General features: G+C 54.8%; 17 protein-coding genes. 12 read left to right on the plus strand and 5 right to left on the minus strand.

What is annotated here, in order from left to right; genetic code table 11:
• Positions 1 to 42 precede the first annotated feature (42 nt).
• On the minus strand, positions 43 to 891 hold the full coding sequence (locus IEW12_RS20270) for an AraC family transcriptional regulator (RefSeq protein WP_188567911.1): 849 nt from the start codon (positions 889 to 891) through the stop codon (positions 43 to 45).
• Between the two features lie 334 nt (positions 892 to 1,225).
• Between IEW12_RS20270 and IEW12_RS20275 the strand changes: the two genes are divergently transcribed.
• On the plus strand, positions 1,226 to 1,699 hold the full coding sequence (locus IEW12_RS20275; protein ID WP_229751247.1) for a DUF2000 domain-containing protein: 474 nt from the start codon (positions 1,226 to 1,228) through the stop codon (positions 1,697 to 1,699).
• Positions 1,700 to 1,812: 113 nt separating this feature from the next.
• Here the strand turns inward: IEW12_RS20275 and IEW12_RS20280 are convergent, their stop codons facing one another.
• Entirely contained in the window at positions 1,813 to 2,493 is a 681-nt protein-coding gene (locus IEW12_RS20280; protein ID WP_188567912.1) for a TetR/AcrR family transcriptional regulator, read from the minus strand.
• Between the two features lie 121 nt (positions 2,494 to 2,614).
• Positions 2,615 to 3,070, minus strand: a complete 456-nt coding sequence (locus tag IEW12_RS20285; RefSeq protein ID WP_188567913.1) for a MarR family winged helix-turn-helix transcriptional regulator — start codon at positions 3,068 to 3,070, stop codon at positions 2,615 to 2,617.
• Between the two features lie 399 nt (positions 3,071 to 3,469).
• Between IEW12_RS20285 and IEW12_RS20290 the strand changes: the two genes are divergently transcribed.
• The 7 genes from IEW12_RS20290 (at position 3,470) to IEW12_RS20320 (ending at position 13,734) form a co-directional block, all read left to right on the plus strand.
• Positions 3,470 to 4,291 carry a substrate-binding periplasmic protein gene (locus IEW12_RS20290; RefSeq protein WP_188567914.1) on the plus strand — a complete coding sequence of 274 codons (822 nt, stop codon included), beginning with the start codon at positions 3,470 to 3,472 and terminating at the stop codon, positions 4,289 to 4,291.
• 116 nt (positions 4,292 to 4,407) lie between these two features.
• Positions 4,408 to 5,322 carry a hypothetical protein gene (locus tag IEW12_RS20295; RefSeq protein ID WP_188567915.1) on the plus strand — a complete coding sequence of 305 codons (915 nt, stop codon included), beginning with the start codon at positions 4,408 to 4,410 and terminating at the stop codon, positions 5,320 to 5,322.
• Complete coding sequence (locus IEW12_RS20300) at positions 5,319 to 5,675, plus strand: hypothetical protein (protein WP_188567916.1); 357 nt, start codon at positions 5,319 to 5,321, stop codon at positions 5,673 to 5,675. Before IEW12_RS20295 ends, IEW12_RS20300 begins: the two co-directional genes overlap by 4 nt.
• Before the next feature lie 186 nt (positions 5,676 to 5,861).
• Positions 5,862 to 6,632: a PilZ domain-containing protein gene (locus IEW12_RS20305; protein ID WP_188567917.1), complete on the plus strand. Its 771-nt coding sequence runs from the start codon at positions 5,862 to 5,864 to the stop codon at positions 6,630 to 6,632.
• 525 nt (positions 6,633 to 7,157) lie between these two features.
• Positions 7,158 to 9,311 (plus strand): S46 family peptidase, encoded by a 2,154-nt coding sequence (locus tag IEW12_RS20310; RefSeq protein ID WP_188567918.1) that lies wholly within the window; start codon positions 7,158 to 7,160, stop codon positions 9,309 to 9,311.
• 252 nt (positions 9,312 to 9,563) lie between these two features.
• Positions 9,564 to 12,920, plus strand: coding sequence for a S41 family peptidase (locus tag IEW12_RS20315; protein ID WP_229751248.1), 3,357 nt, complete (start codon positions 9,564 to 9,566; stop codon positions 12,918 to 12,920).
• 94 nt (positions 12,921 to 13,014) lie between these two features.
• Positions 13,015 to 13,734: a sulfite exporter TauE/SafE family protein gene (locus tag IEW12_RS20320; protein WP_188567920.1), complete on the plus strand. Its 720-nt coding sequence runs from the start codon at positions 13,015 to 13,017 to the stop codon at positions 13,732 to 13,734.
• A 46-nt stretch (positions 13,735 to 13,780) separates the two neighbouring features.
• On the opposite strand, the gene IEW12_RS20325 is transcribed toward IEW12_RS20320, so the two are convergent.
• Positions 13,781 to 14,617 (minus strand): branched-chain amino acid aminotransferase, encoded by an 837-nt coding sequence (locus tag IEW12_RS20325; protein ID WP_188567921.1) that lies wholly within the window; start codon positions 14,615 to 14,617, stop codon positions 13,781 to 13,783.
• Between the two features lie 499 nt (positions 14,618 to 15,116).
• Between IEW12_RS20325 and IEW12_RS20330 the strand changes: the two genes are divergently transcribed.
• On the plus strand, positions 15,117 to 15,455 hold the full coding sequence (locus IEW12_RS20330) for a hypothetical protein (protein ID WP_188567922.1): 339 nt from the start codon (positions 15,117 to 15,119) through the stop codon (positions 15,453 to 15,455).
• Positions 15,456 to 15,554: 99 nt separating this feature from the next.
• Here IEW12_RS20330 and IEW12_RS20335 read toward each other — a convergent pair whose 3' ends face one another.
• The gene (locus IEW12_RS20335; RefSeq protein WP_188567923.1) at positions 15,555 to 16,322 is read right to left on the minus strand and encodes an alpha/beta hydrolase family protein; all 768 of its coding nucleotides are present in this window, start codon (positions 16,320 to 16,322) and stop codon (positions 15,555 to 15,557) included.
• 230 nt (positions 16,323 to 16,552) lie between these two features.
• On the opposite strand from IEW12_RS20335, the gene IEW12_RS20340 reads away from it, so the two are divergent.
• The 3 genes from IEW12_RS20340 to IEW12_RS20350 all read left to right on the plus strand — a co-directional run bounded on the left by IEW12_RS20340 (position 16,553) and on the right by IEW12_RS20350 (position 24,234).
• Complete coding sequence (locus tag IEW12_RS20340) at positions 16,553 to 17,110, plus strand: cytochrome c3 family protein (RefSeq protein ID WP_188567924.1); 558 nt, start codon at positions 16,553 to 16,555, stop codon at positions 17,108 to 17,110.
• Positions 17,111 to 17,409: 299 nt separating this feature from the next.
• Entirely contained in the window at positions 17,410 to 22,242 is a 4,833-nt protein-coding gene (locus IEW12_RS20345; protein ID WP_188567925.1) for an EAL domain-containing protein, read from the plus strand.
• 6 nt (positions 22,243 to 22,248) lie between these two features.
• Complete coding sequence (locus IEW12_RS20350) at positions 22,249 to 24,234, plus strand: PAS domain-containing sensor histidine kinase (protein WP_188567926.1); 1,986 nt, start codon at positions 22,249 to 22,251, stop codon at positions 24,232 to 24,234.
• The last annotated feature ends 9 nt before the right edge of the window (positions 24,235 to 24,243 follow it).

Raw genomic sequence — 24,243 nt, forward strand, 5'->3', positions numbered from 1 at the left:
AGCGGCCTTGCGCCAACAGGCCGATTTCTGCGGGATGTTTGCCTAAATCTGCAAAGCTGCAGAGTCGGATTGCATCCTCAGGCTTTTTACGTCTTGCATGGGCGGCGCGCCGAACAGCCTGCGGTACTCGCGGCTGAATTGCGATTGGCTCTCATAGCCCACCTCGTAGGCCGCGGTGGATGCATCCGCAACGCCAGACAGCAGCAGCTTGCGGGCCTCGTTCAGCCTAAGTTGTTTCTGGTATTGCAGCGGCCCCATCATTGTCACTGCCTTGAATTTATGGTGCAGGCTGGACACGCTCATATTGACGGCTTCAGCCAGTTCTTCCACCTTGAAATGGCGGTTGAAATTTTTCTTCAGCCAGTTGATGGCCTTGCCTATGCCCAGTTCCTGCTGGTCAATGACGACATTCCTATAGACCAGATGGCCGTTTTCACCGGTCAGCAGGCGATACAGGATTTCCCGCTTGACGGCGTCGGCCAGGAAGGCGGCGTCGCGCGGTGTTTCCAGCAGGCGCAGCAGTTTTCCCACTGTTTGCCGCAATTCTTCATCAGCCTTGCCGACAAAGGCGCCGGGGCCGGACTTCAGGTTGGCAGGTATGTCTATTTTCGCTTCGAGCACGATAGCCGCAATTTCCCGGGGATCCAGTTCCACGCGCACGCCGAGGTAAGGCGCAGCTTCCGATGCACCGATGATCTGACCGGCGGCCGGCATGTCTATGGTCGAAATCAGGTATTCACCGGCGCCATACTGAATCATCTGATCGCCCAACTGGATTTTCTTTTGGCCCTGCATGACCATGCAAAATGAAGGCAGCACGATGCCGCGGGTCAGCTCGGTAGCTTGCGAGGATTTGATCAGCGACAGGAAGGGTATGGCGGTCGAAATCAAGATATTTCCCGATATGTGATCTTCAAGGAAGGCCGGTTGCGGCAACGCAGGGCGGGAGCCAAGTCCGCTTGACTCTGTGATGCGTACAGTATTTTACTGTGGATGATCCAGGCGAATGGGTAGGATCGTGCAAGATTATTGCCTGATCCTGCAAATTATGCCCCGCATTATTAATTGTCGCCCTGATGAATGTTGAGCTTTGCTCATGTTGAGTAAGTTATTTTTGGAATTTATAGGTGAAAAATGAAAATTTCATAATAGTTACTGGCAATTGACGGCATGGTATTCTCTAAATTATATTTGAGTAATACTCAATTTAAATTTAAAGGAAAATATGGAAACGGTATTCAGGCCGGACGGCATGGTGCAGCAGGATGCAGGTGGTAGCGTCGGCGGAAGGGAACTGCCGTCACGCTGCGTGATTGTGCTGGACAAGGATCTGCCTGTTGGCAAACTTGCCAATGCGGCGGCAGTAATTGCGCTTACGATAGGGCAGAGGCATCCGGCTTTGGTTGGCGCTCCTTTGGTGGATGCTTCCGGCTTTGCTCATCCGGGCCTGATACCCATAGGAGTGGCGATGTTGGCCGCATCGGGAGTTGAATTGCAGAAACTGCGCGCAGATGCGCTCGCCGCCGGCTGCGATGTCGTCGATTTCCCCGTGCAAGGGCAGATGACAAAGAACTATGAAGAGTTTCAATCTGCTGTGGTGCAAATCCCCGTGGAAAGTCTGCAATACCTTGGCGTTGCCCTGATAGGCCAGAAAAAATCTATAGCGAGGATAGTCGGCAAGCTTGAGTTGCTGGCGTAAAGCGTGTTGGATGTACCGACAGCATGTTGAATTTACTTGGAACTCATTTCTTGCACGACATCCCAAATGGACTCGTTCGCACTCGCTGCTACTGATGAAATGAGTTTTAAGCTTTACTCAAATACGCTCAGGGCCGTTATGACATCGGCACGGAATTGCGTCAGCTTGTCCAGCGCAGGCCGGGGCGCGGCAAAGGCGGCCCATAGCATTTCAGTCAACTGTTCTGTCGTGGCGGCGATGTCCGGAGTCTGGTTGCTGAGTATGCGTTCCCACAATATATGCTCCATGGGGCCATAGACCATGTCGCGCATCAGTTTCAGGGGGATATCCTGGCGTAGTTCTCCGCTGTCCCTGCCTTGGGCCAGCAACTGCATGACAGGGGCGACATACAGGCGTTTAAGGTCGGCGATGATGCCTGCAAACTCGGCATCGGTGTTGCGCCCTTCGCTGAGTATCAATGCACACAGGCCGCGCTCTTCCTTGAGCAGCGTATGCAGATGCTTGTTGATGGCGAACCGCAGTTTGTTGCGAGTGCCTGTAAACAGTGGAATTTCTGCCTGCAGGACGGCAGTAATTTCGGCATACCAAAGCTTGATTACTTCTATGCAGAGATCGCGCTTGCTGCCGAAGTAAGTGAATACGGTTGCTTCGGAGATGCCCAGGTGCTGGGCAATATCCAGCGTGGTCGTTTTTTCATAGCCTTCGCTGGCAAACAGCACACGCGCAGCAGCGAGAATTTCCTGTACGCGCTTTTCTGAGCGCACGCCGAGATTGTCGCGCCGGGATTTCATCATGATCTGCTTTGGGAGTAATTTTGAGTTTGGCTCAATTTACTCCAGAAGAAAAGCGTCGTCAAATTTGGAGGAGGGGTTAAGGCGACACCGGTTTGCTATGGTCCGCCTTCAGGCAGATTGATTAAACGTTGCGGTTCAGTGAAGAACGCAGGCCGACCAGCCTTGCCGACATTTCAACAGCTTGCCGGTTTGTGCATTCGCTGGCAGCCAGCACTGCCTCCGGCAGTTCCAGTCCTTGCTTCTTCATTGCGCTGCCGGTTTTGGTCAAAGAGATGATTACCTGGCGCTCGTCGTTGGCGGAACGTTCGCGTTTGATCAGCTCCTGCACTTCCATGCGTTTCAACAAGGGAGTCAGGGTGGCGGAATCAAGAAATAGGCGGTCGCCTATGTCCGTCACGGTCAGCTCATCCTGTTCCCACAAAATCAGCAGTACCAGGTATTGCGAATAGGTGATACCCAGCTTGCGCAGGATCTTCCTGTACAGCTTGTTCATTGCCAGCGACGTGGAGTACAGCGCAAAGCAGAGCTGCGCATCCAACGGCGAGGTTTGATCGGTGATGGCGGGTTTGGTTTCCATGTAAGGATTATAGATAGCGAGCTATCCAATAGCAAGCTATTTCGAGAAATGTATTAGAACTCATTTCATAAATAGGAGTGAGATGCGTTTGCCTTAAAAGCGGCGCTGGCAAGGCGCGCGAGGCGTCAATAGCCAAGCTATTGACGGGGCCGCCGAGGTAACGAGCGCAACGCCGTCCAGCGCCGCTTTTAAGGTAAACCCTCCGGGAACGGCCCATTTGGGCGCATTGCAGCGTTGCGCCGCTAGCAAAGACGGCCAGTCTTTGCGTCGCGACGCGCCTCGCACTGCATCCCAAATGGACTCGTTCGCACTCACTCCTATTTGTGAAATGAGTTCCACGTAGCCTTATCGATATGCTAGTATTTTTTACTATCCCTTCCGCTACAGACTGCCATGCTTATGTTCAGGAAAATGTTCTTCCTTGCTGCGCTGCTGGCAAATTGTTTCCCGGCTCATGCGGCTTGTTCCCGCCCTATTGTTGTCCCTGCATCGCAACTGGGGAAAATGATAGTCGTCGATGAGGCCGGTGGTGCGGTATCCGGCATTTATCCGGATTTGCTGAGGGCTGCCGGCAGCAGGATGGGATGTGAGTTTGTCTTCCCCGTGATGCCGCGCGCCAGGGCGGAGCTGATGATGCAAACTGCCAAGGCTGATCTGCTGGTGGCGGCGGTAAAGTCGGAGGACCGCAGCGCCTGGGGTAAGTTTGTGCCCTTGATGGGCACAGAGTGGATGCTGATCAGCAGTCGCAGCGATACGCCGCCTGCATCGGTGCAGGAGTTGCTGGACAGGCCCGGCGTCAAGCTGAATGCAGTACGGGGATTTAACTACGGCCCCGCTTATCTGGCCATGCTGGCAAGGCTGGAGAAGCAGGGCAAGCTCGAATACGTCAAAGATACGCAGACGATAGTGAGAAAGATGCAGATGGGCCGAGCCGACTATGCGTACATGCCGTCGATCACCTTTGCGGGAGAGGTGGCCGCCCTGGGGCTGAAAAACGGCTTCGGCAAAAGCGTGCACTACACGCGACTCGCGGGAATTCCGCCTTCGGAAACCGGGGTCTATATTTCCAACGCTGTTTCAAAAAGCGACGCTGCCCAGATTGAGACCGCGCTAATGCAGATGCGAGCCAACGGCGATCTGCTGGCGCGCCTGCGCGATTTCTTCACCCCTGAAGAAATGTCCAGCAATTACGCATTGCCGGGCAACAAGGGCAGCCGCTAAACCCGTTTTCCTGGCTGCAGGCAGGGGCAAACATTTGCTTACCATTTAGGCATGCGCGCGAGTGCAATCCGAGGTAAATTTGCTAACGGATATCAGGGCTAGCGGGTTCTCTTCAGATGAAACGATTCAGGTTGAAACACAGCGCATGCTTCACCGCGTGGCTATTGCTGCCATTGCTATTGTCCAGTGCTGCCTGCGCGCAGGCGCTACAGCCGTTGCAGCCGCAGCAACAGGCTGATGCGCCTTCTGTCGCCGCGGTCACAGTCAGCGGCACGCGCAATCCGGTAGACAAATCTTATCGGAAGATGTTGAAGGGCATGGACTTGTTTGAACGCCTGCACGGTATGGCTCCCGCAGCGAGCCTGCGCTACAAGTTTTTACCGCGCCAGCCAGGTACCGATATGGAAGGCATATTGCTGAACATTGCCGGCGATACCGCTTCGATTCCGGTGCCGGTGGCGGCTGACCATACTTTTACGCTGCCGCGTAATGAAAAGGCATGGAAAGAAGATGCTGCCGTCATGCCCAACCGCAAAGCCAATAGCATGACCTGGCGCACCGAGATACGCACACCGGGGCTGCCGGCGCATACGCGGCGGCTGGGCGACTTGCGCCTGGAGTGCCGGGTCGGCATGGAGGCCGGGCTGGTGTCGGACGACTCTCCTTTCATCGGCAAGCTGATCAAGCTGGTTGTGGGTTCGGATGCTTACTGCGATGCGCCGGACCAGCAATACCTGTTCTTCTCTGATCATCCCCTGTTCAGCGTCAGCTTGCGGGCAGGTGAACGCAGGGAGATTTTATCGCTGGACCAGCTGTATGCAGGAATCAGCCGCCATCCTATGCCGCCTTCCGAGCTGGCCTATTGTGATTGCCAGGTACTTCTGGATCGCACTTATTTCCTGCCGCTGGGGGACAAGAGCTGGCCTGACGACACGCTGGTGGAGCTGGAGTATATGGAGGATGGAGTTCCGCCCTCGGCCGGAGCGAAAGCTGAAAGCGGCACGGATGCTGCGCGGGAGACAGAGCGATGAAACGTGTGTGGACACATGTAGCCCCCCTGGTATGTGCCGCCGCTCTGGCCGCCTGTGCGACAACGCCGAAGGGGGAAATCGTGGATGCCGAGGTAGCCCGGGTATCGGTACCGTTAGCCTTGTCAAGCATCGTCTCGGGAACCAGTACCAGGGCGGACGTGATGGCGGCGCTGGGCCGAACTAAAACAATACGTTTCGATAGCGGTTTTGAAATATGGCTGTATTACCAGGACGGGCAATCCGGGCGGCAAGTGCCGGCGGATGAATTTGTCGTCTTGTTCGCCCCGTCCGGGGTAGTCGCAAAAACCCGCGTGCGTCCCTCGGCTCCCGCTCTGGGAAATTTGACAAAGTAAAAGTGGCGCAATTTGCTTGCGCACGCCGCCGCCTCACGAAAATTGCGTTCCTGCTTTGCTTAAGTAGTGGCAAGGATAATCGCCAACCCGGCCATTATGTGGCAGAATTATTGCTGTACAGAAATAAAAAGCTAATGAAATAGCAATAACAGCCATCTTCAATACCGGACCCCGCATAGCATGGAAGTGAACAACGCAAATCAAGAGCAGCATCGCACGGACGGTCATCCGGTATTCCGGCCCATAGAACCTATTCCCGAACACACCGATATTGCGCCGTACTATCTTCATCATCCGTCCGACATAGGTTCGGTATTGAAGGCGCTGGCGACGGATGGCAATGCGGTGACTGTCTACCCCTCTGGTAGCGATACCTTCCAGACAGTGCGGGTGGATAGCGTGAGCCAGCAAACGCAAAGCCTGGTGCTGGAACTGGTGGGTGGCGCTCCTGCGCCGGCCGGGCCCGCGCTCTTCGTTGCTACGCCACAGGGCAACAAGCTGCAGTTCTCGCTGGATGGCGAATGGTCGGCGGTGGATGGCGATCCCAGCCTGGTGCGGAGCAGCTTTCCCAAGGAATGCAAGATACTGGAAAGGCGCGGTTCTGCCCGGTTTGAGGCGCCGCTGGGGCAATACTATTCGGCGGTGTTCGTGCTGGACAATTTGTTATATGAGATTCCCTTATACGACTTTTCTTCCGGCGGCGTGGGCCTGCGGGCCAGCCCTGCGGACGCTTCGGCCTTGCGGGTCGGCCGGCGCCTGAGCAAGGTGAGGCTGGAGTTATCGGATAATGTGGTGTTGACGGTCGATCTGGAAATCCGCCTGTGCCGTCCGTTCAAATCATTTTTACTGGGAGAGCAAGTCCAGGTGGGTTGCCGCTTCGTCAATCTGACCGCACCCATGCAAAATGAGTTGAAGCGTGCGCTGGCTCAATTTGAAAAAGGCCGGGGAAGGCGCTAACTGGCTATCCCGGTTATGAATTGCTGAGTTATTGCTGAGTACTTGCGGAAAGACTGGCAATGTAAAAACAGCAAAAAAACCGCGTCGCATGCAGCTATGTTTCGGGTTTTATACAAATCTTTTTAAATAATTTTTCCTGAATTGCGGGCGGACGGGCGCCTATGATTCCCACTCTTCTAAATAGTTCAAACTTTGGTAAGAAATTTGGTGTTTCGGCAGCAAGTCAAAACAAATGTCGGCATATTGCAGAGAGTGCTGCTGCTCTTGCCGTGCATAGCTGCCATGTAGGGCCTAGCTCCTTGCTATTTCAGTAAGAAGAGGGTGTTGACATCATCACCCGCGCCACAGATACTCCTTTCCTCTGAGAATCTACTGAATCTGATGAACGGCGATTTTTGCGATGCTGTTCCAGTCTGATACCGGTGCAAACGCAGGTACAGGCAATGGCGGCCCGCCCGTCAGATTTGGCGGATTCTTAGGAAGTTCCCTTCCCCGATATTTTTTCAACCATCTTATAAAAATCCAATGAAGAAATCGCTATTACTCTTGACGGCGCTCAGCAATATTGCGTTCGCCAACGAAGGCATGTGGATGCCGCAGCAATTGCCGGAAATCGCTACGCAGTTGAAGGCAGCAGGCCTGAAACTGGACCCAGCTACGCTGACCAAGCTGACTGAGTTCCCTATGGGCGCGATCGTCAGCCTGGGCGGATGCTCGGCTTCCTTCGTGTCGCCGCAAGGGCTGGTTGTGACCAACCACCATTGCGTCTATAACAGTGTGGCGCACAACTCTACGCCGGAACGTAATTTGCTGGAAAACGGTTTCCTGGCCAAGACCCTGGCGGAAGAGCTGCCTGCATCCCCGGGCAGCCGCATTTTCGTGACCAGCGAAGTAAGGAACGTCAGCGACAAGGTAATTAGTGCCGATGTTGCCAAGCTGAGCGGCAAGAAGCGCGTCGATGCGATGGAAAAAAATGAAAAAGCCATCGTCGCGGAATGTGAAAAAGACGCCGGCTATCGCTGCAATGTGGCTGCTTACTACGGCGGCCTGGAGTTTTACCTGATCAAGCAATTGGAAATCAAGGACGTGCGCTTGGTACATGCGCCACCTTCCGGTGTCGGCAAATTCGGTGGCGATACCGATAACTGGATGTGGCCGCGCCACACCGGTGACTATGGCTACTACCGCGCGTATGTCAGCAAAGACGGCAAGTCTGCCGACTACAGCAAGGACAATGTTCCTTACGTTCCCAAGCATTTCCTGCGTCTGGCAAAAGAAGGCGTCAAGGACGGTGATTTCGTGATGGTGACAGGCTACCCAGGCCGCACCAATCGCCACCGCCTGCCTTCCGAAGTCGCTTACACCTTCGACTGGAACTACCCAGCGTATGTGAAGGCCTCCGGTGAGCAACTGGCGATCATCGCCCGCGAAACCAAAGACAGCGAAGACAAGAAGTTGAAATATGCAGGCCAGGTGGCAGGCATCAACAACTACTACAAAAATCGCCAGGGCATGCTGGATAGCTATGCCGGCAGCGATTTCCTGGTGCGTAAGCAAAAAGAACATGCCGACCTGAAAGCCTGGGTCAATGCGGATGCCGCGCGCAAAAAAGCCTATGCTGCCGACATCGAACAGGTAGAGAAACTGATTGCAGAACGCGATGCACAAAGCCGCCGCGACTTCCTGCTGAGCTATTCCTCGCCACGCTTGCTGACCACCGCGCGCAGCCTGTATCGCTTGGCGAACGAATCCACCAAGCCTGATGCAGAACGCAAGTCCGGTTATCAGGTACGTGACCTGCCGCGCTTCAAGGCAGGTGTTGCTTCCGTCGAGCGCAGCTACGATGAAACCGTCGACAAAGCTTTGGCGCTGAACTTCCTGAGCAAGTATGTTGCGCAGCCGGCTGCCGACCACAACACCAATTTCGATGCGGCGCTGGGTTTGAAAGCAGGCATGAAAGAAGCCGATATCAAGGCTTTGCTGGATACTCTGTATGCAGGCAGCAAGCTGGGCGACAAGGCAGAACGCTCTGCCTGGCTGGAACGCAAACCGGCTGATTTCAAAACCAGCAGCGATAGCTTCATCAAGGCAGCAGTGGCGATGTACGACGAAAGCCTGAAGCGCGAAGCACGTGAAGAAGAGCTGGGCGGAAAAATCCAGCAAGCCTATGCCAACTACATGAAAGCGCATATCGCCTTCATGAACAGCAAGGGCCAGGCTGTGTATCCGGATGCCAATAGCACTCTGCGCGTGACGTTTGGCAAGGTTGCCGGACGTGCGACTGGTGCTGACGGCACTAGCTGGAAGCCTTTCACAACATTGAACGGTATCGTCGCCAAGGCAACCGGCACAGGCGAATTCAATGCGCCTAAAGCGGAGCTGGATGCGATCAAGGCGAAGGACTTCGGTAAGTATTACGAGCCTAGCCTGAAATCAGTACCGGTCAATTTCCTGGCTACGCTGGATATCACAGGCGGCAATTCAGGTTCCGCTGCTTTGAACGCGAATGGCGAGCTGGTTGGCCTGGCGTTTGACGGCACCCTGGATTCCATCATCTCCGATTGGGATTTCAATGACGAAAATACCCGCTCCATTCAACTGGATCTGCGCTACATGCTGTGGGAAATGAAGCATGTGGACCATGCGGATAACCTGCTGAAAGAAATGAACGCAGAATAAGCTACAGCCCATGAATAGCTGAGCTAAATAAAAGGGGTGCCAGGATATTTTCCGGGCACCCTTTTTTTATTGGCCGGGCAAGTTGAATTTTGTCCTGCGCGTGCTGTCCATGCCAGTGGGGGCTTACTGAAAAAATCATCCGCCGTTTCCAAACTAGTGATAAATTCTGATTCGCTGTCGGGCAATAAGCACAAGCTACTTCGGCGACAGATAGTCGAACATACAAATTAAATAATGGGGAAAGCTATGTTGATGAAGTTATTGAGTGGCCCGGCTTTGGCGGCTGCTTTGCTGGCGGCCAGCGTGCCCGGACAAGCCTTGTATGCGGCAGACATGGCGCAGACCATGCTGATACGCCAGCCGGCGGTATCGCGCGATCACCTGGCCTTTGTGTATGCCGGAGATATCTGGTTGACGGATAGAGCCGGCCAGCATCCAGTGCAACTGACGACGCATCCGGCCTCAGAGTTTTCGCCGCAGTTTTCTCCGGACGGCAAGTGGCTGGCTTTCTCTGCGAGCTATGACAACAACACCGATGTCTATGTCGTTTCCGTGGACGGCGGCCAGCCCAGGCGCCTGACCTGGCATCCGGGTCAGGATATCGTGCGCGGCTGGAGCGCAGACGGCAAGCGCATCCTGTTTTCCTCTTCCCGCGAGGTCGCCAACAATCGTAGCAACCAGTTATATGAAGTGCCGCTGGATGGCGGATTTGAAAAGAAAGTGATGGAGGCTGTTGCCTTCGAAGGTAGCTGGTCGGCCGATGGCAAGCATCTGGCCTATCGCCCGTATCGCCAGGCCTATGTTGCCAACGCCGGCTGGCGCCAGCATCGTGGCGGTACCACGCCGCCGATCTGGATTATCGATCCTGCCAGCAATGCGGTAGAAAAGGTGCCGCATGAGAATGCGACCGACAGCAATCCTGTCTGGGTACAGGATGAAGTCTATTTCATCTCTGACCGCAATGATGGCGCTGCCAACCTGTTTGCGTATAGCAGGAAGACCAAGGCCGTGCGCCAGGTGACGAATGAGACAGTGTGGGATGTGCGTAATGCGAGCGCCTACGGCCAGAGCGTCGTGTATGAGGTGGGCGGCGTGCTGAAAGAACTGGATACTGTCAGCGGCAAGATCAAGGATATCCCGGTCACTATCACGGCGCAGGCGCAGCAGGCCCGCCCGCAGTGGAAAGACGCCAGCAAGACGATCACGTCGGCGCATTTGTCACCTACCGGCAAGCGTATTCTGCTGACGGCGCGCGGTGAAGTGTTTACCGTCCCCGTCAAGGATGGCTCTACCCGCAACCTGACCGAAACTTCGGGCGTGCGTGAAAAGGATGCGCTATGGAGCCCGGATGGAAAACATATCGCCTATATTTCGGATGCAGGCATGCAGCATGCGCTGGTGGTCAGGGACCAGGCCGGGCTGGAAAAACCGCAGAACCATAGCCTGGGGAAGAAGGGCTACTATAAATTGCTGGGCTGGTCACCGGATAACAAGACCATTGTGTATCAGGACTATCATTTGAACCTGTACGCAATCGCGCTGGAAAAAGGCATTGTCAGCGCCATCGACAGCAGCCTGCGCAGGCAGGATTTCCATATCTCTTTCTCTGCCGACAGCCGCTGGCTGGCCTATACGATCGCCGGTGAAAATCATTTCAGCCAGATCCGGCTGCATGATTTTACGACGGGCAAGAATACGCCGCTGACCGATGGCCTCAGCCATGCCGATAATCCTGCGTTCGCTGCCAAGGATTACCTGTACTTTACCGCCTCTATCAACTCCGGCCCAGGCCAGGTGGGGCTGGATATGTCCACGCAGGAAAGACAGTTGCGTAGCGGCCTGTTTGTAGCAGTGCTGGCGGCAGATGGAAAATCGCCTCTGTTGCCCAAGGAGGCGGATGAGGGCAATAAAAAAGATGAAGACAAGAAGGATGGAAAAGATGGCAGCAGTGCTGATGCCGATAAAAAAGACGGTGCTAAAAAAGACGAAGGCAAAGAATCCGACAAATCCAAGGATGCAGAAAAGAAAGACAAGCCTGTCAAACCAGTACGCATTGACTTGGCGGGTTTGCAGCAGCGTATTGTTGCCCTGCCGGTCGCAGAGCGCAATTACGACAGCCTGAGCGTGGCATCCGACGGCGCATTGTTTTATCTGGAGCATAGGCAGCCTGGCTCCAGCATAGAGCCGCCGGAGGTGGAGCGCAAGGACGATGCGGAGCTGTACCGTTTCAATTTTGACGAGCGCAAGACCAAGTCGCTGAAGCAGGGCATCGCCGACTATGACATGAGCGCCGACGGCAAGAAACTGCTGCTGCGTTATGGCAAGGGTATGCTGCAAGTGTCGGATGCAAAGGAAAATCTTGACATCAAGCTGGTGGACCTGTCTCAGGTACGCATGCTGGTCAATCCGCGGGAAGAGTGGGAGCAGATCTTCAATGAAACCTGGTGGATGGAAAAGGAATTCTTTTACGATCCCAAGCTGCACGGGCTGAACTGGGATGCGATCTACGCGCGCTATCATCCGCTGGTAAAGAGCGTGCAAAGACGCGAAGACCTGAATGAGCTGATGGTGGAAATGATAGGCGAATTGCAGGTCGGCCATAACCGGGTAGGCGGCGGTGACGTATATAGCGAGCGCCCGGCCAGTGTCGGCCTGCTGGGAGCGGATTTCAGCGTGGAGAAAGGTCATTATCGGATCAAGACTCTGTTTACCGGCGACCTGTGGAATCCTTTCCTGATCGCGCCGCTGGCGGCTCCGGGCCTTGGCATCAAGGAAGGCGACTACATCATGGCGATCAATGGCAAGGCGCTGGACGACAGCACGAATATTTATGCCTTGTTGGAAAATACCGTAGGCAAGCAAGTGACGCTGGGCATCAGTAGCGACGTCGCCGGCAAGCCGCGCAATGTGGTTGTGCAGCCGATTGCCAGCGAGAGCGGCTTGCGCCAGTGGCAATGGGTGGAAAAGAACCGTCAGTATGTGCAGAAAAAAACCAATGGCAAGGTGGCCTATGTGTATTTGCCGAACACTGCAGACGACGGCTTCCAGTACTTTAACCGCATGTTCTTTGCCCAGGTAGACAAGCAGGCGGTCATCATCGACGAGCGCCGCAACGGTGGCGGCCAGGCTGCCAATTACGTCACCGATGTGCTGAGCCGGCCTTATCTGTCCAGCTGGAAGGACAGGGACGGCCTGGTGTATGACACGCCGGGTGGCGCTATCTACGGTCCCAAGGCGATGCTGATTGATCAGGATGCAGGCTCTGGCGGCGATTTCCTGCCGTATGCGTTCAAGCGCCTGAAACTGGGGCCTCTGGTCGGCAAGCGTACCTGGGGCGGTTTGATCGGCATTTCCGCCAACCCTGATTTGATCGATGGCGGCAGCCTGGTCGTTCCCTTGTTCCGCTTCTTCACGCCTGATGGAGAATGGCGAGTAGAAAATGAAGGGGTGGCACCGGATATCGACATTGAACTTGAGCCAGGCGAAGTCAATAAGGGTAACGATACCCAGCTTGATGCCGCAATCAGTAATGTGCTACAGAGGCTGCAAGGGTATAAGGAGATTCAGCACAAAACGGCTCCTGCCTTTCCCACAACGATAGGCAAGTAGGTCTGTTGTAATCGGGTAGCAGATAAGGGGATGCCGTTGCGGTGTCCCCTTATGCATGGGATAAGAAATTTTAAGGAAGCGAAGGAATGAATTGATGGAATGGGTTTTCGTGCTGGCGGTAGGGCTGGTCGCCGGTACTATCAGCGGCATAGTCGGCTTTGGTTCGTCCATCATGCTGATGCCGGTGCTGGTCATCCAGTATGGACCGCGCGAGGCAGTGCCTATCATGGCGATTTCTGCATTGATGGCGAATCTGTCCCGCATTCTGGTGTGGTGGCGGGAGATAGACTGGCGTGCCTGCGCTGTGTATTCATTGACTGGCATACCGGCGGCTGCGCTTGGCGCCCGGACCTTGCTGGTGGCGCCCGCGCACATTATCGAGGTCGTGCTTGGTGCCTTCTTCATCCTGATGATACCGGCCAGGCGCTGGCTGGTTGCGCGGCAGCTGCGCGTAAAGCTATGGCATCTTGCACTGGTGGCGGCGCCGATAGGCTTCCTTACCGGTATCGTCGTGTCCACCGGGCCTATCAATGCGCCTGTGTTTCTGGCCTATGGCCTGGTCAAGGGCGCCTTCCTGGCAACCGAGGCTGCCGGCTCTCTGGGAGTTTACCTGAGCAAGGCACTGACCTTCCGCTATTTCGGCGCGCTGCCGGCAGAGGCAATCATCAAGGGCCTGATCATAGGCTCATCATTGATGATAGGGTCTTATCTGTCGAAACGTTTTGTGCTGAAGCTGGAGCCGGAATTCTTCCGGCATTTGATGGACGGCCTGATGCTGGTGTCCGGCCTGGCGATGCTGTGGTCTGCATTCTGATTGCGGCGCTGATGCCGCAATCAGAGTCTGATGCCTGGTTTTCGGCTTAGTTTTCTTCTATGTAAGCCATGTACAGTTCGCGCGCCTTGGTGGCAACCGGGCCGACCGGCAGCTCGCGCGTACCGTAGCGGGTGCAAGGCATGACCTTGCCGAAGTTGCCGGTGTTGAAGATCTCTCTGGCACTGTCCAGCTCTTCCGGTTTGACGGTGCGCTCCGCGACGGTGATTCCCGCCTTGCCTAGCAAGTTGATGACACGGGCACGGGTAATACCGGACAGGAAGCTGCCGTTAGGCACCGGCGTAACGACTTCGCCGGAGGCCGTCACCAGGAAAATATTGGCACTGGCAAATTCAGCGACGTTGCCGTGGATATCGCACACTACCGCATTGTCAAAACCTCGCTGCTTGGCATCGCGCAGGGCCTTGGTCGTATTCGCGTACAGGCAGGATGCCTTGGCATCGGTCGGTGCCATCAGCGGATCGGGGCGCAGCAATTCCGACAGGCAGGCAGAGAAGCCGGTAAACGGCGGCATCGCCGCGTCGAACAGCGTCAGTGCAAATCCCGACTTGTCGCTTTCGGGGATCAGCAGGCCGGATGTGGCGAACACCAGCGGGCGTATATATATTTCCGCATCTGCTGGAAACTGTTTAACGCCGTCACGGCACAGGGCTTCCATTTCATCCACTGTATAAGGGCAGGCCAGCCCCACTCTCTCCGCCGAATGAATGGCTCTTTGCAAATGCAGCCGCAAATCGGGCATATGGCCGCGTACGGAACGGGCGCCGTCAAAGACGGATGAACCCAGCCATACGCTGTGGTCCATCGCGCCAAACAGCGGGGTATTGCCTTCGCTCCAGCTTCCGTTGAAATAGGTCAGGTACATCGTCGTGTCTCCAGCTTGAATTTGTTGGTAAGGATAAGAAAGGATAGGTTCTGCAGATGCGGCGTGCGGTATGCGGCTAAAGCGAGGTCCAAAGCCGAATATGGATATTCGGTTATTACATAGTAATTAATGTATCACGGCCCGAAAAATTCTATCTGCGATCCGATTAAAGTAATTTTTTGATAATTCAATTTTGCGAAACCACTTTTTGGCATGCTTATTTTGTGTGCATATCAGAGTGCACCTTAGTGCCGGCTGCCCAAGCAAAATAAATCGAATTCACATAAAAATTGTATTAATGGTATTTAAAACGAAGGTTTTTCTGCTATTTGTCACTTTAAAGGGCAGTTTTTTTTGTATCTGCACCAAATAAAATTCTATTTCCTGTCAACTAAACCGCAAATTCATACGTTCTTTGACGTAACTAACGAATCCTTGCCGGCAACTTCAACACCGAGATGGAAGTGCAAGTGATGATTCCCTTTATGGAGTCTTGAAAATGATTTACGAAATCCAAATTCGCAGCCAGGCTAATAATAAAAACACATCGGATCAATTGATCTGGATCGACAGCGATCTGCCGACACGTTCGTTTGAACAATGGCTGATGGAACGCTCCCTGCTGAACCGCAGCGGCATCGCGCCGGTGGTGCGTTGGAGCATCGTGCAGACTCAAAGGGCAGCGCATTTTGTGCTGGCGACCCAGGCCAAGGCACTGGAAAACCGTATCGCCGAGTTGATCAATGGCGTCGGCGAAGTACTGGCAGTTCCGGACGCCAGCAAAGCGCTGAAAGCATTCCAGTTGAAAGCCGTAGCAAAGGAACTGGCAGAGGCCTGATTCTAATGTGCTAGTGTGCTTAGCACCTGGCATCTGATGTTAAAAATAAGCTCTCCGTGCATGCAACGTGAGGGCTTATTTTTTTGCGGCGCAAAATGTTCATCCATTGCCGCTGATATAGCGCTCGCTCCACGATGCGATCATGTTCGCGACATACACGGCATCTTCCTTGCGGCTCAGTAAATGATCTGCATCATCCAGCGAAATAAAACTCTTGGGATGCTTGGCCGCAGTAAAAATGTGCATTGCATTGGATATATCCACCGTCGTATCCCTGGGCGAATGCATGACCAGTAGCGCGCGCTTCAGCCGCGCTATCTTTTCGCTCAAAGCATGCTCCGCCGCGTCCAGGATAAATTGGCGCTTGATCTTGAATGGGCGGCCCGCCAACTGCACTTCTGCTTCGCCGTCGGCGTGAATTTGGTCCAGATGATCCTTGAACAAGCCGGTCACGTGGCTGGGATCGCTGGGCGCTGCAACGGTGACGACCGCTTGTATCTCCGGCATATCCCCTGCAGCAGCCAGCACCGCGGCACCGCCCAGGCTGTGGCCTATCAGGAGCCGTGGCGCCTGATGCTGTTCGCGTAAAAAATTGGCGGCTGCAACCAGGTCAGCCAGATTGGACGAGAAATTCGTATTTGCAAACTCACCTTCACTTGCACCCAGTCCGGTGAAGTCAAAACGCAGCACGGCAATGCCGTGGCTAGTCAGGGCCTGCGAGATGCGGCTGGCGGCGAATACATCCTTGCCGCAGGTAAAGCAATGTGCAAACAAGGCATAGGCGCGGATGTCGCCGTCCGGCGCATCCAGTCTGGCCGATAGTTTATGGCCGTCGGCACCGGGAAATTCCGTTTTTTCTATTCGCATTGCTGAGCTCCTTGAGTGTGCCATCATGGCATGGGAACGATCTTGATTCGACCTTGATCCTCATCATACAGGCCCGCCCAATTTTTTTCATGGAACACGCACGGGCCTGGGTGCGATAGCGTACCGAGCACGTGGCAGGCGGAGCGCAGACTGAAAAGCCGCGCTCCTTGGATGCAGATGCAATTTTTTGCTTACGGCGAGCGATTCTCGATTGCCCTGGAGGAACGATTATGCTGCGGATAAAAATATTGCACATCTTCTCGCTGATGTTGATCAGCGGTTTTGCCGCCATGGTATCGGCGGCTGACGATACTGCCGATGCCTCGCGCGCGTCGTTCTCTCAAATGACCCAGGTGCTGCGCTCACCGCGCTGCATGAATTGCCACACTTTCACCGAATTTCCGCGCCAGGCAGATGACAGGCACCGGCATCACCAGATGGTCATGCGCGGTCAGGACAATATGGGTTCGGCCACGCTGAAATGCTTTGCATGTCACCAGACCAAAAATACCGCTGATGGACAAGTGCCCGGCGCACCCAACTGGCATCTGGCACCTTTGAGCATGGGCTGGGAGGGCTTGAGTGACCGGGCTTTATGCAAGGTGATTCTGGATAAAAATAAAAACGGCAATAAGGATGTGCCTGCGCTGGTGCAGCATATGACGGCCGATCCACTGGTGCAGTGGGCGTGGTCTCCCGGCAAGCGCAGCCTGCCGCCGCTTGCGCAAAATGAATTCCATGACGCAGTGCGCGCCTGGGCAGATCAGGGCGCTGCTTGTCCCAAATAGCGACTTGAGTGTGGCGCGTATCAGATGCCCGGCTGGCGACATTTTTTTGCTCGTCTGCAAGAAAATCTATTCGGGCATTCCTTTGCTTGATTTGCTCAATGCTCTCTTATTGCCGTGAGTCAATTGGCAGAAAAATGCACGCATAATTTCCTGTCCTAAATGTTATTTTTTTTATAAACTGTAGGAGAAGCAGATAAATTCTGGCTTTCTCATAGTGTTTTTTCATAGTAAGTAGTGCATCGCGCTTTATTTGATATCCCTGTACCCACACCTTCCAAGACCTGTGACAGGAGAAACAGATGGCCGCAAGCGCTTTACCGTCTGATGGTCAAAAACATTCCATGCCGGCGGCACATGTTGCCGGCACAAGCTTTGGAGTTAAGCCTGGTGGCGCTGGTGGCCCCGATATACAACTGGTGCCCAGCCTCTCATCGATAGCAGAACTGGCCGCGTGCGCGTGCGATATGCGTGCCGCCATGATTTTTCTTGAGGATGGAAGCAGTACATGCTTCTTTGATGGCCGCCTGTGGGACGAGGGTTGGGATAGGGGGGAACATATTGCCTTCTGCAAGCAGGCACTGGCGCAGACCGGCGCTTCCGAAATCAATGACATCGGAGCAGACCCCGGCTTCACTGAGCATCCGCTGGTCTCCGCCGAGCCTGGCATACGCTTCTATATTACCTTACCGATTCTGAGCACGGGTTCACACAAGGTGGGTAGCCTGTGCCTGATCGACATGCGTTCTCGCGTGCTGGGCGATGCCGAAAAAGCGAGCCTGCACAATTTGACGGAAATTGCCGGCGCGCTGCTGGAGGCGTATTCGACAGCGGGCAGTATTTCGCACGTTGTCGCCATAACGGACAGCAGCTTCAATGAGTTTCTGCTGGCAGACTCGTCAACCTGCAGGCTGGTTTACGCCAACGACGCTGCACGCAGAAACCTCGCCTACTCAGATGCCGCCATCGCCGGGATAGAGAGCCGGAAGATCAGTAAAGACTATGACAGCAAGGTATTCAGCCGGCTGACGCATTTTACCGAGGGTACCCGCGGCTATCATGTGCTTGGAACGACGCATGCGCGTGCCGATGGCAGCACTTATTCTGTAGAAGTCAGGATGCAGGCCAACCTGGATCGCGACAGATCCTTGTGGAATTCCATCATCAGCGACCTGAGGATCAAGCAGCAGAATGAAGCGCATCTGCTGCGCATACAGCACTTCTACGAAGTGTTTGCCAGGACCAATCATGCCATCATCCATTCCCAAAATACTGCCGAGCTATTCCAGAGTATTTGCGATGCGGCAGTCAGCTTGAAAATGTGCGATGTGGCCTGGATAGGCATGCTGAAACAGCGGCATATACAGCCGGTGGCCAGTGCCGGCATGTCGCTTAGGCGTGTCGGTGCGATCAAATACGATCTGGACGACGTGGCCATGCAAAAAAATAGCGTCGCCGTGCGAGCGGTGAGAGCAGGAAAACCTTGCCTGACCAATGATTACCTCGGACTAGCCGACGACGAACGCTGGATGAAGGCCATGCGCTCAGTGAATGTGCATTCTGCCGGTGCTTTCCCTTTGTACAGCCAGGGACAGATGGTCGGCGTCTTCGCGATCGGTGACGCGCATGCACAGTATTTCGACGATGAAAATACCGGCCTTCTGGCCGAACTTGCAAACGCCATTTCATTTTTTCTCGGCAAAGACGTGCAGGAGCAGGCAAAGCTCACTGCAGAGGTTGCGATACGCGAGACTGAATCACGCTACCGTACGCTGGTGGACCTGTCACCGGACAGTATCTACATCTACCAAAATGGCTTTCTGCGATTTATCAACAGGGCTGGGCGTCGGCTGTTCGGCACGACAGACAGCGATGCGATGCAGACTATCCCATACCAGCAATTGTTTCATCCGGATGACTGGCCGCTGATGCTGAGGCGAACGGCACGCGCCGAGCAGGATTTACCCAATCTGCCGGTAACGGTCAAAGGCAGGCGCTTGGGCGGCAGCTATTTTGATATGGAGATATCGTCGTCGACCTTTATGTACCAGGGTGCCAACGCAGAAATGTGCGTGGTGCGCGATGTATCGCTGCAAAGGCGCAGCGAGGAACTGATCCTGGGTCAGGCCCGCATACTGGAAAGCGCCACCCGCGGCGAGGCGCTGCCGTCGGTACTGGAGCAGATCACTTATCTGATGGAGCATCAGTCCGAGCGTACGGTAGCGACTATCATGCTATTGTCCGAGGACGGCCAGAGACTTTATTGTGCAGCCGGGGCCAGCCTGCCTGCGGAATTCCAGTTGGCGATCAATGGAGTAAAAATCGGTCCCGCGGTGGGCTCATGCGGCACGGCGGCATTCCGGCGTGAAACCACAGTGGTGACTGACATTGCTACCGACCTCCTATGGAAGGATTACAAGGACCTGGCGCTGAAGCATGGTTTGAAGGCATGCTGGTCGATGCCTATCTTTGTCTCGGATGGCACTCTGGTGGGTACCTTTGCCAGCTACTACCAGGAAAGCAGGGCTCCTACTGAGGCGGAAGTCGGCATCACGGCCAATCTGAACGGTGTCGCTGCGGTGGCGATAGAGCGCGATCGCAACGACAGAAAAATGGTCGCAATACAGCAGCAATTGCTAGAAGCGCAGAAGCTGGCAGGCATGGGAGATTGGAGCATTGATTGCATCAGCCGCACTTTCTCCATGTCGGCGGCTGTATGTGCGATGCTGGGCCTCGACACCGCCATTTCCAGCTTCAGCGTTGACGAATACATGAAGCTGGTACACCCGATGGACAAGGACAGAGTACTGCTGGCGCGGCGCGTCTTATTTGAGGGAATAGAAAACGAAAGTTCTATTGATTACAAGCTGTTACGTAAGGATGGCAGTCTCCGCTACGTCGAAGAACGTAGCCTGATGCAAAGGGATGTGGACGGCATGCCGGTCCGATACACGGGGGTATTGCAGGACATTACCGAGCGCAAGATCGCCGAACAGGCGCTGGTACTGAATAAGCGCGCGCTGGAATCGACCAGTGACGGTGTGTTGATATGTGATGCGATGTCGCCTGACATGCCCATTATTTCAGTCAACCAGGCGTTTGAGAAGGTCACCGGCTATCTGTCCCAGGAAGTGATCGGAAAAAATTGCCGCTTCCTGCAGGGTAAGGATACGCAGCAAATAGGCCTGGTCGATATACGCGCAGCGTTGCGCGACAAGAGCGAGGGGCGCGCAGTATTGCACAACTACCGCAAGGATGGCACGCCATTCTGGAACAGCCTGCGGATATCGCCGGTTCGGGATACCGACGGCACGGTCACCCATTTTGTCGGAACGTTGACCGATATCTCGGACCGGGTCAATTATGAAAACGAACTCGCCTTCCAGGCCAGCCATGACAGCCTGACCGGATTGCCGAACCGCAATCTGCTGGAAGACCGGGTAGAGCAGGCAATCAGCTATGCAAAGCGGGAGCGGCACATGGTAGGCCTGGCCTTTGTCGACGTCGACCATTTCAAGAGCATCAACGACACGATGGGGCACAATATCGGAGACCGCCTGCTGAAAGCGGTGGCGGAGCGCTTTGTACGCAGCCTGCGCGCGGGCGATACCGTTTCGCGCTTTGGCGGTGATGAATTCGTCGTCATTTGTCCGCACATCGCCAATGCAGGCGAAATGCAGGAAGTCATAGGCAGGATGTTTTGCAACCTGCGGGCTCCGCTATTGATAGATGACCAAAAAATCAGCGTGGACGCCAGCATAGGCGTAGCCTTTTATCCGAATGACGGTGAAACAGTCAGCGATTTGCTGAAGTCCGCCGATATGGCAATGTACAAGGCAAAATCTGCAGGACGTGGTAACTATCAATTCTATACACCGGAGATTGGCGTCAAGGTGTCAAAGCGCCGTGACATAGAGACGGAATTGCGGCTGGCGCTGGAGCGCCAGGAGTTCTTGTTGCACTACCAGCCAAAAATCAGCACGCGCACCGGCGAAATTTGCGGCATGGAGGCACTGATACGCTGGAAACATCCGCAGCGCGGCATGGTGCCGCCGCTGGAGTTTATCCACATCGCAGAAGATTCCAATCTGATTGTACCGATAGGGGAATGGGTGACGCAGGAAGCCTGCCGCCAGAACCAGATATGGCAAGAAAGCGGCTTATCCAATTTTCCGATTTCAGTGAATGCGTCTATGGCGCAGTTCAGGCACCAGGGTTTTTGCGAGATGGTGGAAGGGGCGTTAGTCGACAGCGGTTTGCCGGCAGCCATGCTGGAACTGGAAATTACCGAATCGCTGGCAACGGAGAGCCCTGAGATGTTCATCGCGGCGCTGAGGCGCATCAAGGATATCGGCGTCAGGATTTCCATCGACGATTTCGGCACCGGCTATTCCAGCCTCAGCTATATCAAGCGCTTTCCCATCGATGCGCTGAAGATAGACCGTTCTTTTGTCAGAGATATTACCGTGGATCCGGAAGATGCAGCGATTTGCCGTACCGTGATCAATATGGCGCATAACCTGAAATTGCATGTGGTCGCGGAAGGCGTCGAGACCGAAGCGCAGGCGAATTACCTGCGCCGGCATCAATGCGATGAGTTGCAAGGCTACCTGCTATGCCGGCCAGAATCAGCGCAGGCGATGACTGAGCGTCTGGCTGCACGACAGCAGTTGTTCAGTACACCGATGAATGACGTGGCAGGTGCCAAGACCCTGCTGCTGGTGGACGATGAAGAGAATATCCTGCGTATCCTGACTCGCCTTTTTCAGCCTGACGGCTACCGCATCCTGGTTGCCCATACGGCTAGCCGCGCGCTCGAAATCCTGGCAGAGAATGAGGTCGCCGTCATCATTGCCGATCAGCGCATGCCGGAAATGAGCGGGACTGAATTCTTGCGCCTTGCCAAGGATATCCACCCGGAGAGTGTGCGCATGGTGCTGAGCGGTCATGCCGATTTCGATACGATTGCAGAAGCGATCAACCGGGGCGCCATCTACAAATTCATGGTCAAGCCATGGGATGACGATATGCTGATTGCTTCCGTGCGGGAGGCATTCCGCCATCATGAATTGCTGCTGGAAAATAGCCGTTTGCGCCAGCGTATGGGCGATGATCATGCCTTGGTTTCAGGATAACTGGTCATGAGCATGGAATATAAAAACAATCCCCAATGGTGGATTTCGGCCAGCGGACCCTTGCTGACCGTTGCGCTGATCATAGGCATGCAGCTGCTACAGGAAACGCCTTTCAGGATACCTAATCCTGCACCGATACTGATCGTTGCGGTTGTCTATGCAGGTTTCATGGGCGGGCGGTGGGGTATAGGCCTGAGCTTGCTGGTTTCGCTGGGCTATATCGCAGTCTATCTGTCCGGAGCAGGCCGTCTCTTTAATTACACGGTGGAAGCAGAAAGAAGATTGCTGGTCCTTTGCATTACACTGCCATTGATTGCATGGATAGTTGGGAGCCTGCGCAAGCAATTGGGCCGAAAGGTCGATGCGCTGGCGCGCATGAATGAACAACTGCAGGCTACCTTGCTGCTCACCTCGAACGCGCGCGACCTGATTTGCGCGATTGATGCAGACGGCTATCTTGTCGAAGTCAACGATGCCTGGCAACGCTTGCTGGGTTACGAACGGGACGAGTTGCTGGAACGTCCTTTCCTGGAATTTTTATTCAAGGAAGACTGGGAGGAGAGCCAGCGTGCGGCGCAATCCATCATGCAAGGTGTAGAACTGCACGGCTTTGAGAATCGCTATGTGCACAAGAATGGAGGCTTGGTCGACATCAGTTGGTCAGTGCACTGGTCGGCTGCGGATCAATTGCTGATAGGCGTCGGACGCAACATCACTGATCTGAAGTCTATCCAACGGCGCTTGCATGAGAGCGAGCAGCGTTACCGCTCGCTATTTGATTTCCATCCCGATGCGGTGTACTCGTATGATCTGGATGGCAAGTTCTTGTCCGGCAATGCCGCCGTTGAGCGTATTACCGGACATAGGGTCGAGTCCGCCGAAGGGCAATCTTTCCTGCCCGTCGTAGTGGGGGCAGACCGTGAGCGCGTCACCACTCTGGTTAAACTGGCGATGCAGGGCTGTCCGCAAAACTATGACATGGCAGGCTATCGGCCGGACGGCAGCCGCTTCTATGTAAATGTCACTAATTTGCCGATTGTGGTTGATGGAGAGATCGTCGGCGTATTCGGCATTGCCAAGGATATCGCTGCCAGAATGCAGGCCGAGGCCGAACTGAAGTCGGCCCAGAAGCGTTTGGCGCAATCAGAGAAGCTGGCTTCTGTAGGGCAACTTGCATCCGGTATGGCGCACGAAATCAATAATCCGCTTGGCTACGTCAATTCCAATTTGACGGTGCTATCCCGCCATAGCAATAAGTTGTTGCAATTGCTGGATGCTTATCGCGGCATCGAGGTACAACTGGATCCTAACCTGACTTCCAGCAAGCGTCTGCAGGCGGTGAAGGCAGGCATAGATGTGAACTATGTGCGAGCAGATCTGGTGGAGGTCGTGGCGGACGCCAGGGAGGGCATAGGACGGGTCAGCAAGATTGTGCAGTCGCTGAAGGATTTTTCCAGGCTGGAGCGGCAGTCACGCTATGTACCCGCAGACTTGCATCAGGCGCTGGATAGCACCTTGAGCATGGCGATGAACGAGATACGTTACCGGGCGGACGTGGTCAAGATGTATGGCGTGCTGCCGATGGTGGAATGTGTAATAGGCGAGATCAGCCAGGTATTCATGAATTTGCTGGTCAACGCGGCCCAGGCGATGGAAATCCACGGCACAATTACCATCCGTACCCAGCAATGCGGTGATACGGTGCAGATTACCATCAGCGATACCGGTAGCGGGATTGCGGTGGAAGACATAGGCCGTATCTTCGACCCGTTTTTCACGACCAAGCCGGTGGGGCAGGGAACCGGGCTGGGGTTGGCGATCAGCTACGGTATCATACAAAAGCATGGCGGCAGCATTGATCTGGTCAGTGAACTGGGCAAGGGCAGCAGCTTTACCGTGACCTTGCCTGTTCTTGCAAGCCTTCGCGGCCAGGACGAGGCAGTAACGGGCACGGTAGCGAGCACAGCAACGAAGCTCGCGACTGCAAGCTAGCGAACCGCT

The sequence above is a fragment of the Parundibacterium terreum genome (genome assembly GCF_014636315.1).
Lineage (GTDB): Bacteria > Pseudomonadota > Gammaproteobacteria > Burkholderiales > Burkholderiaceae_D > Undibacterium > Undibacterium terreum.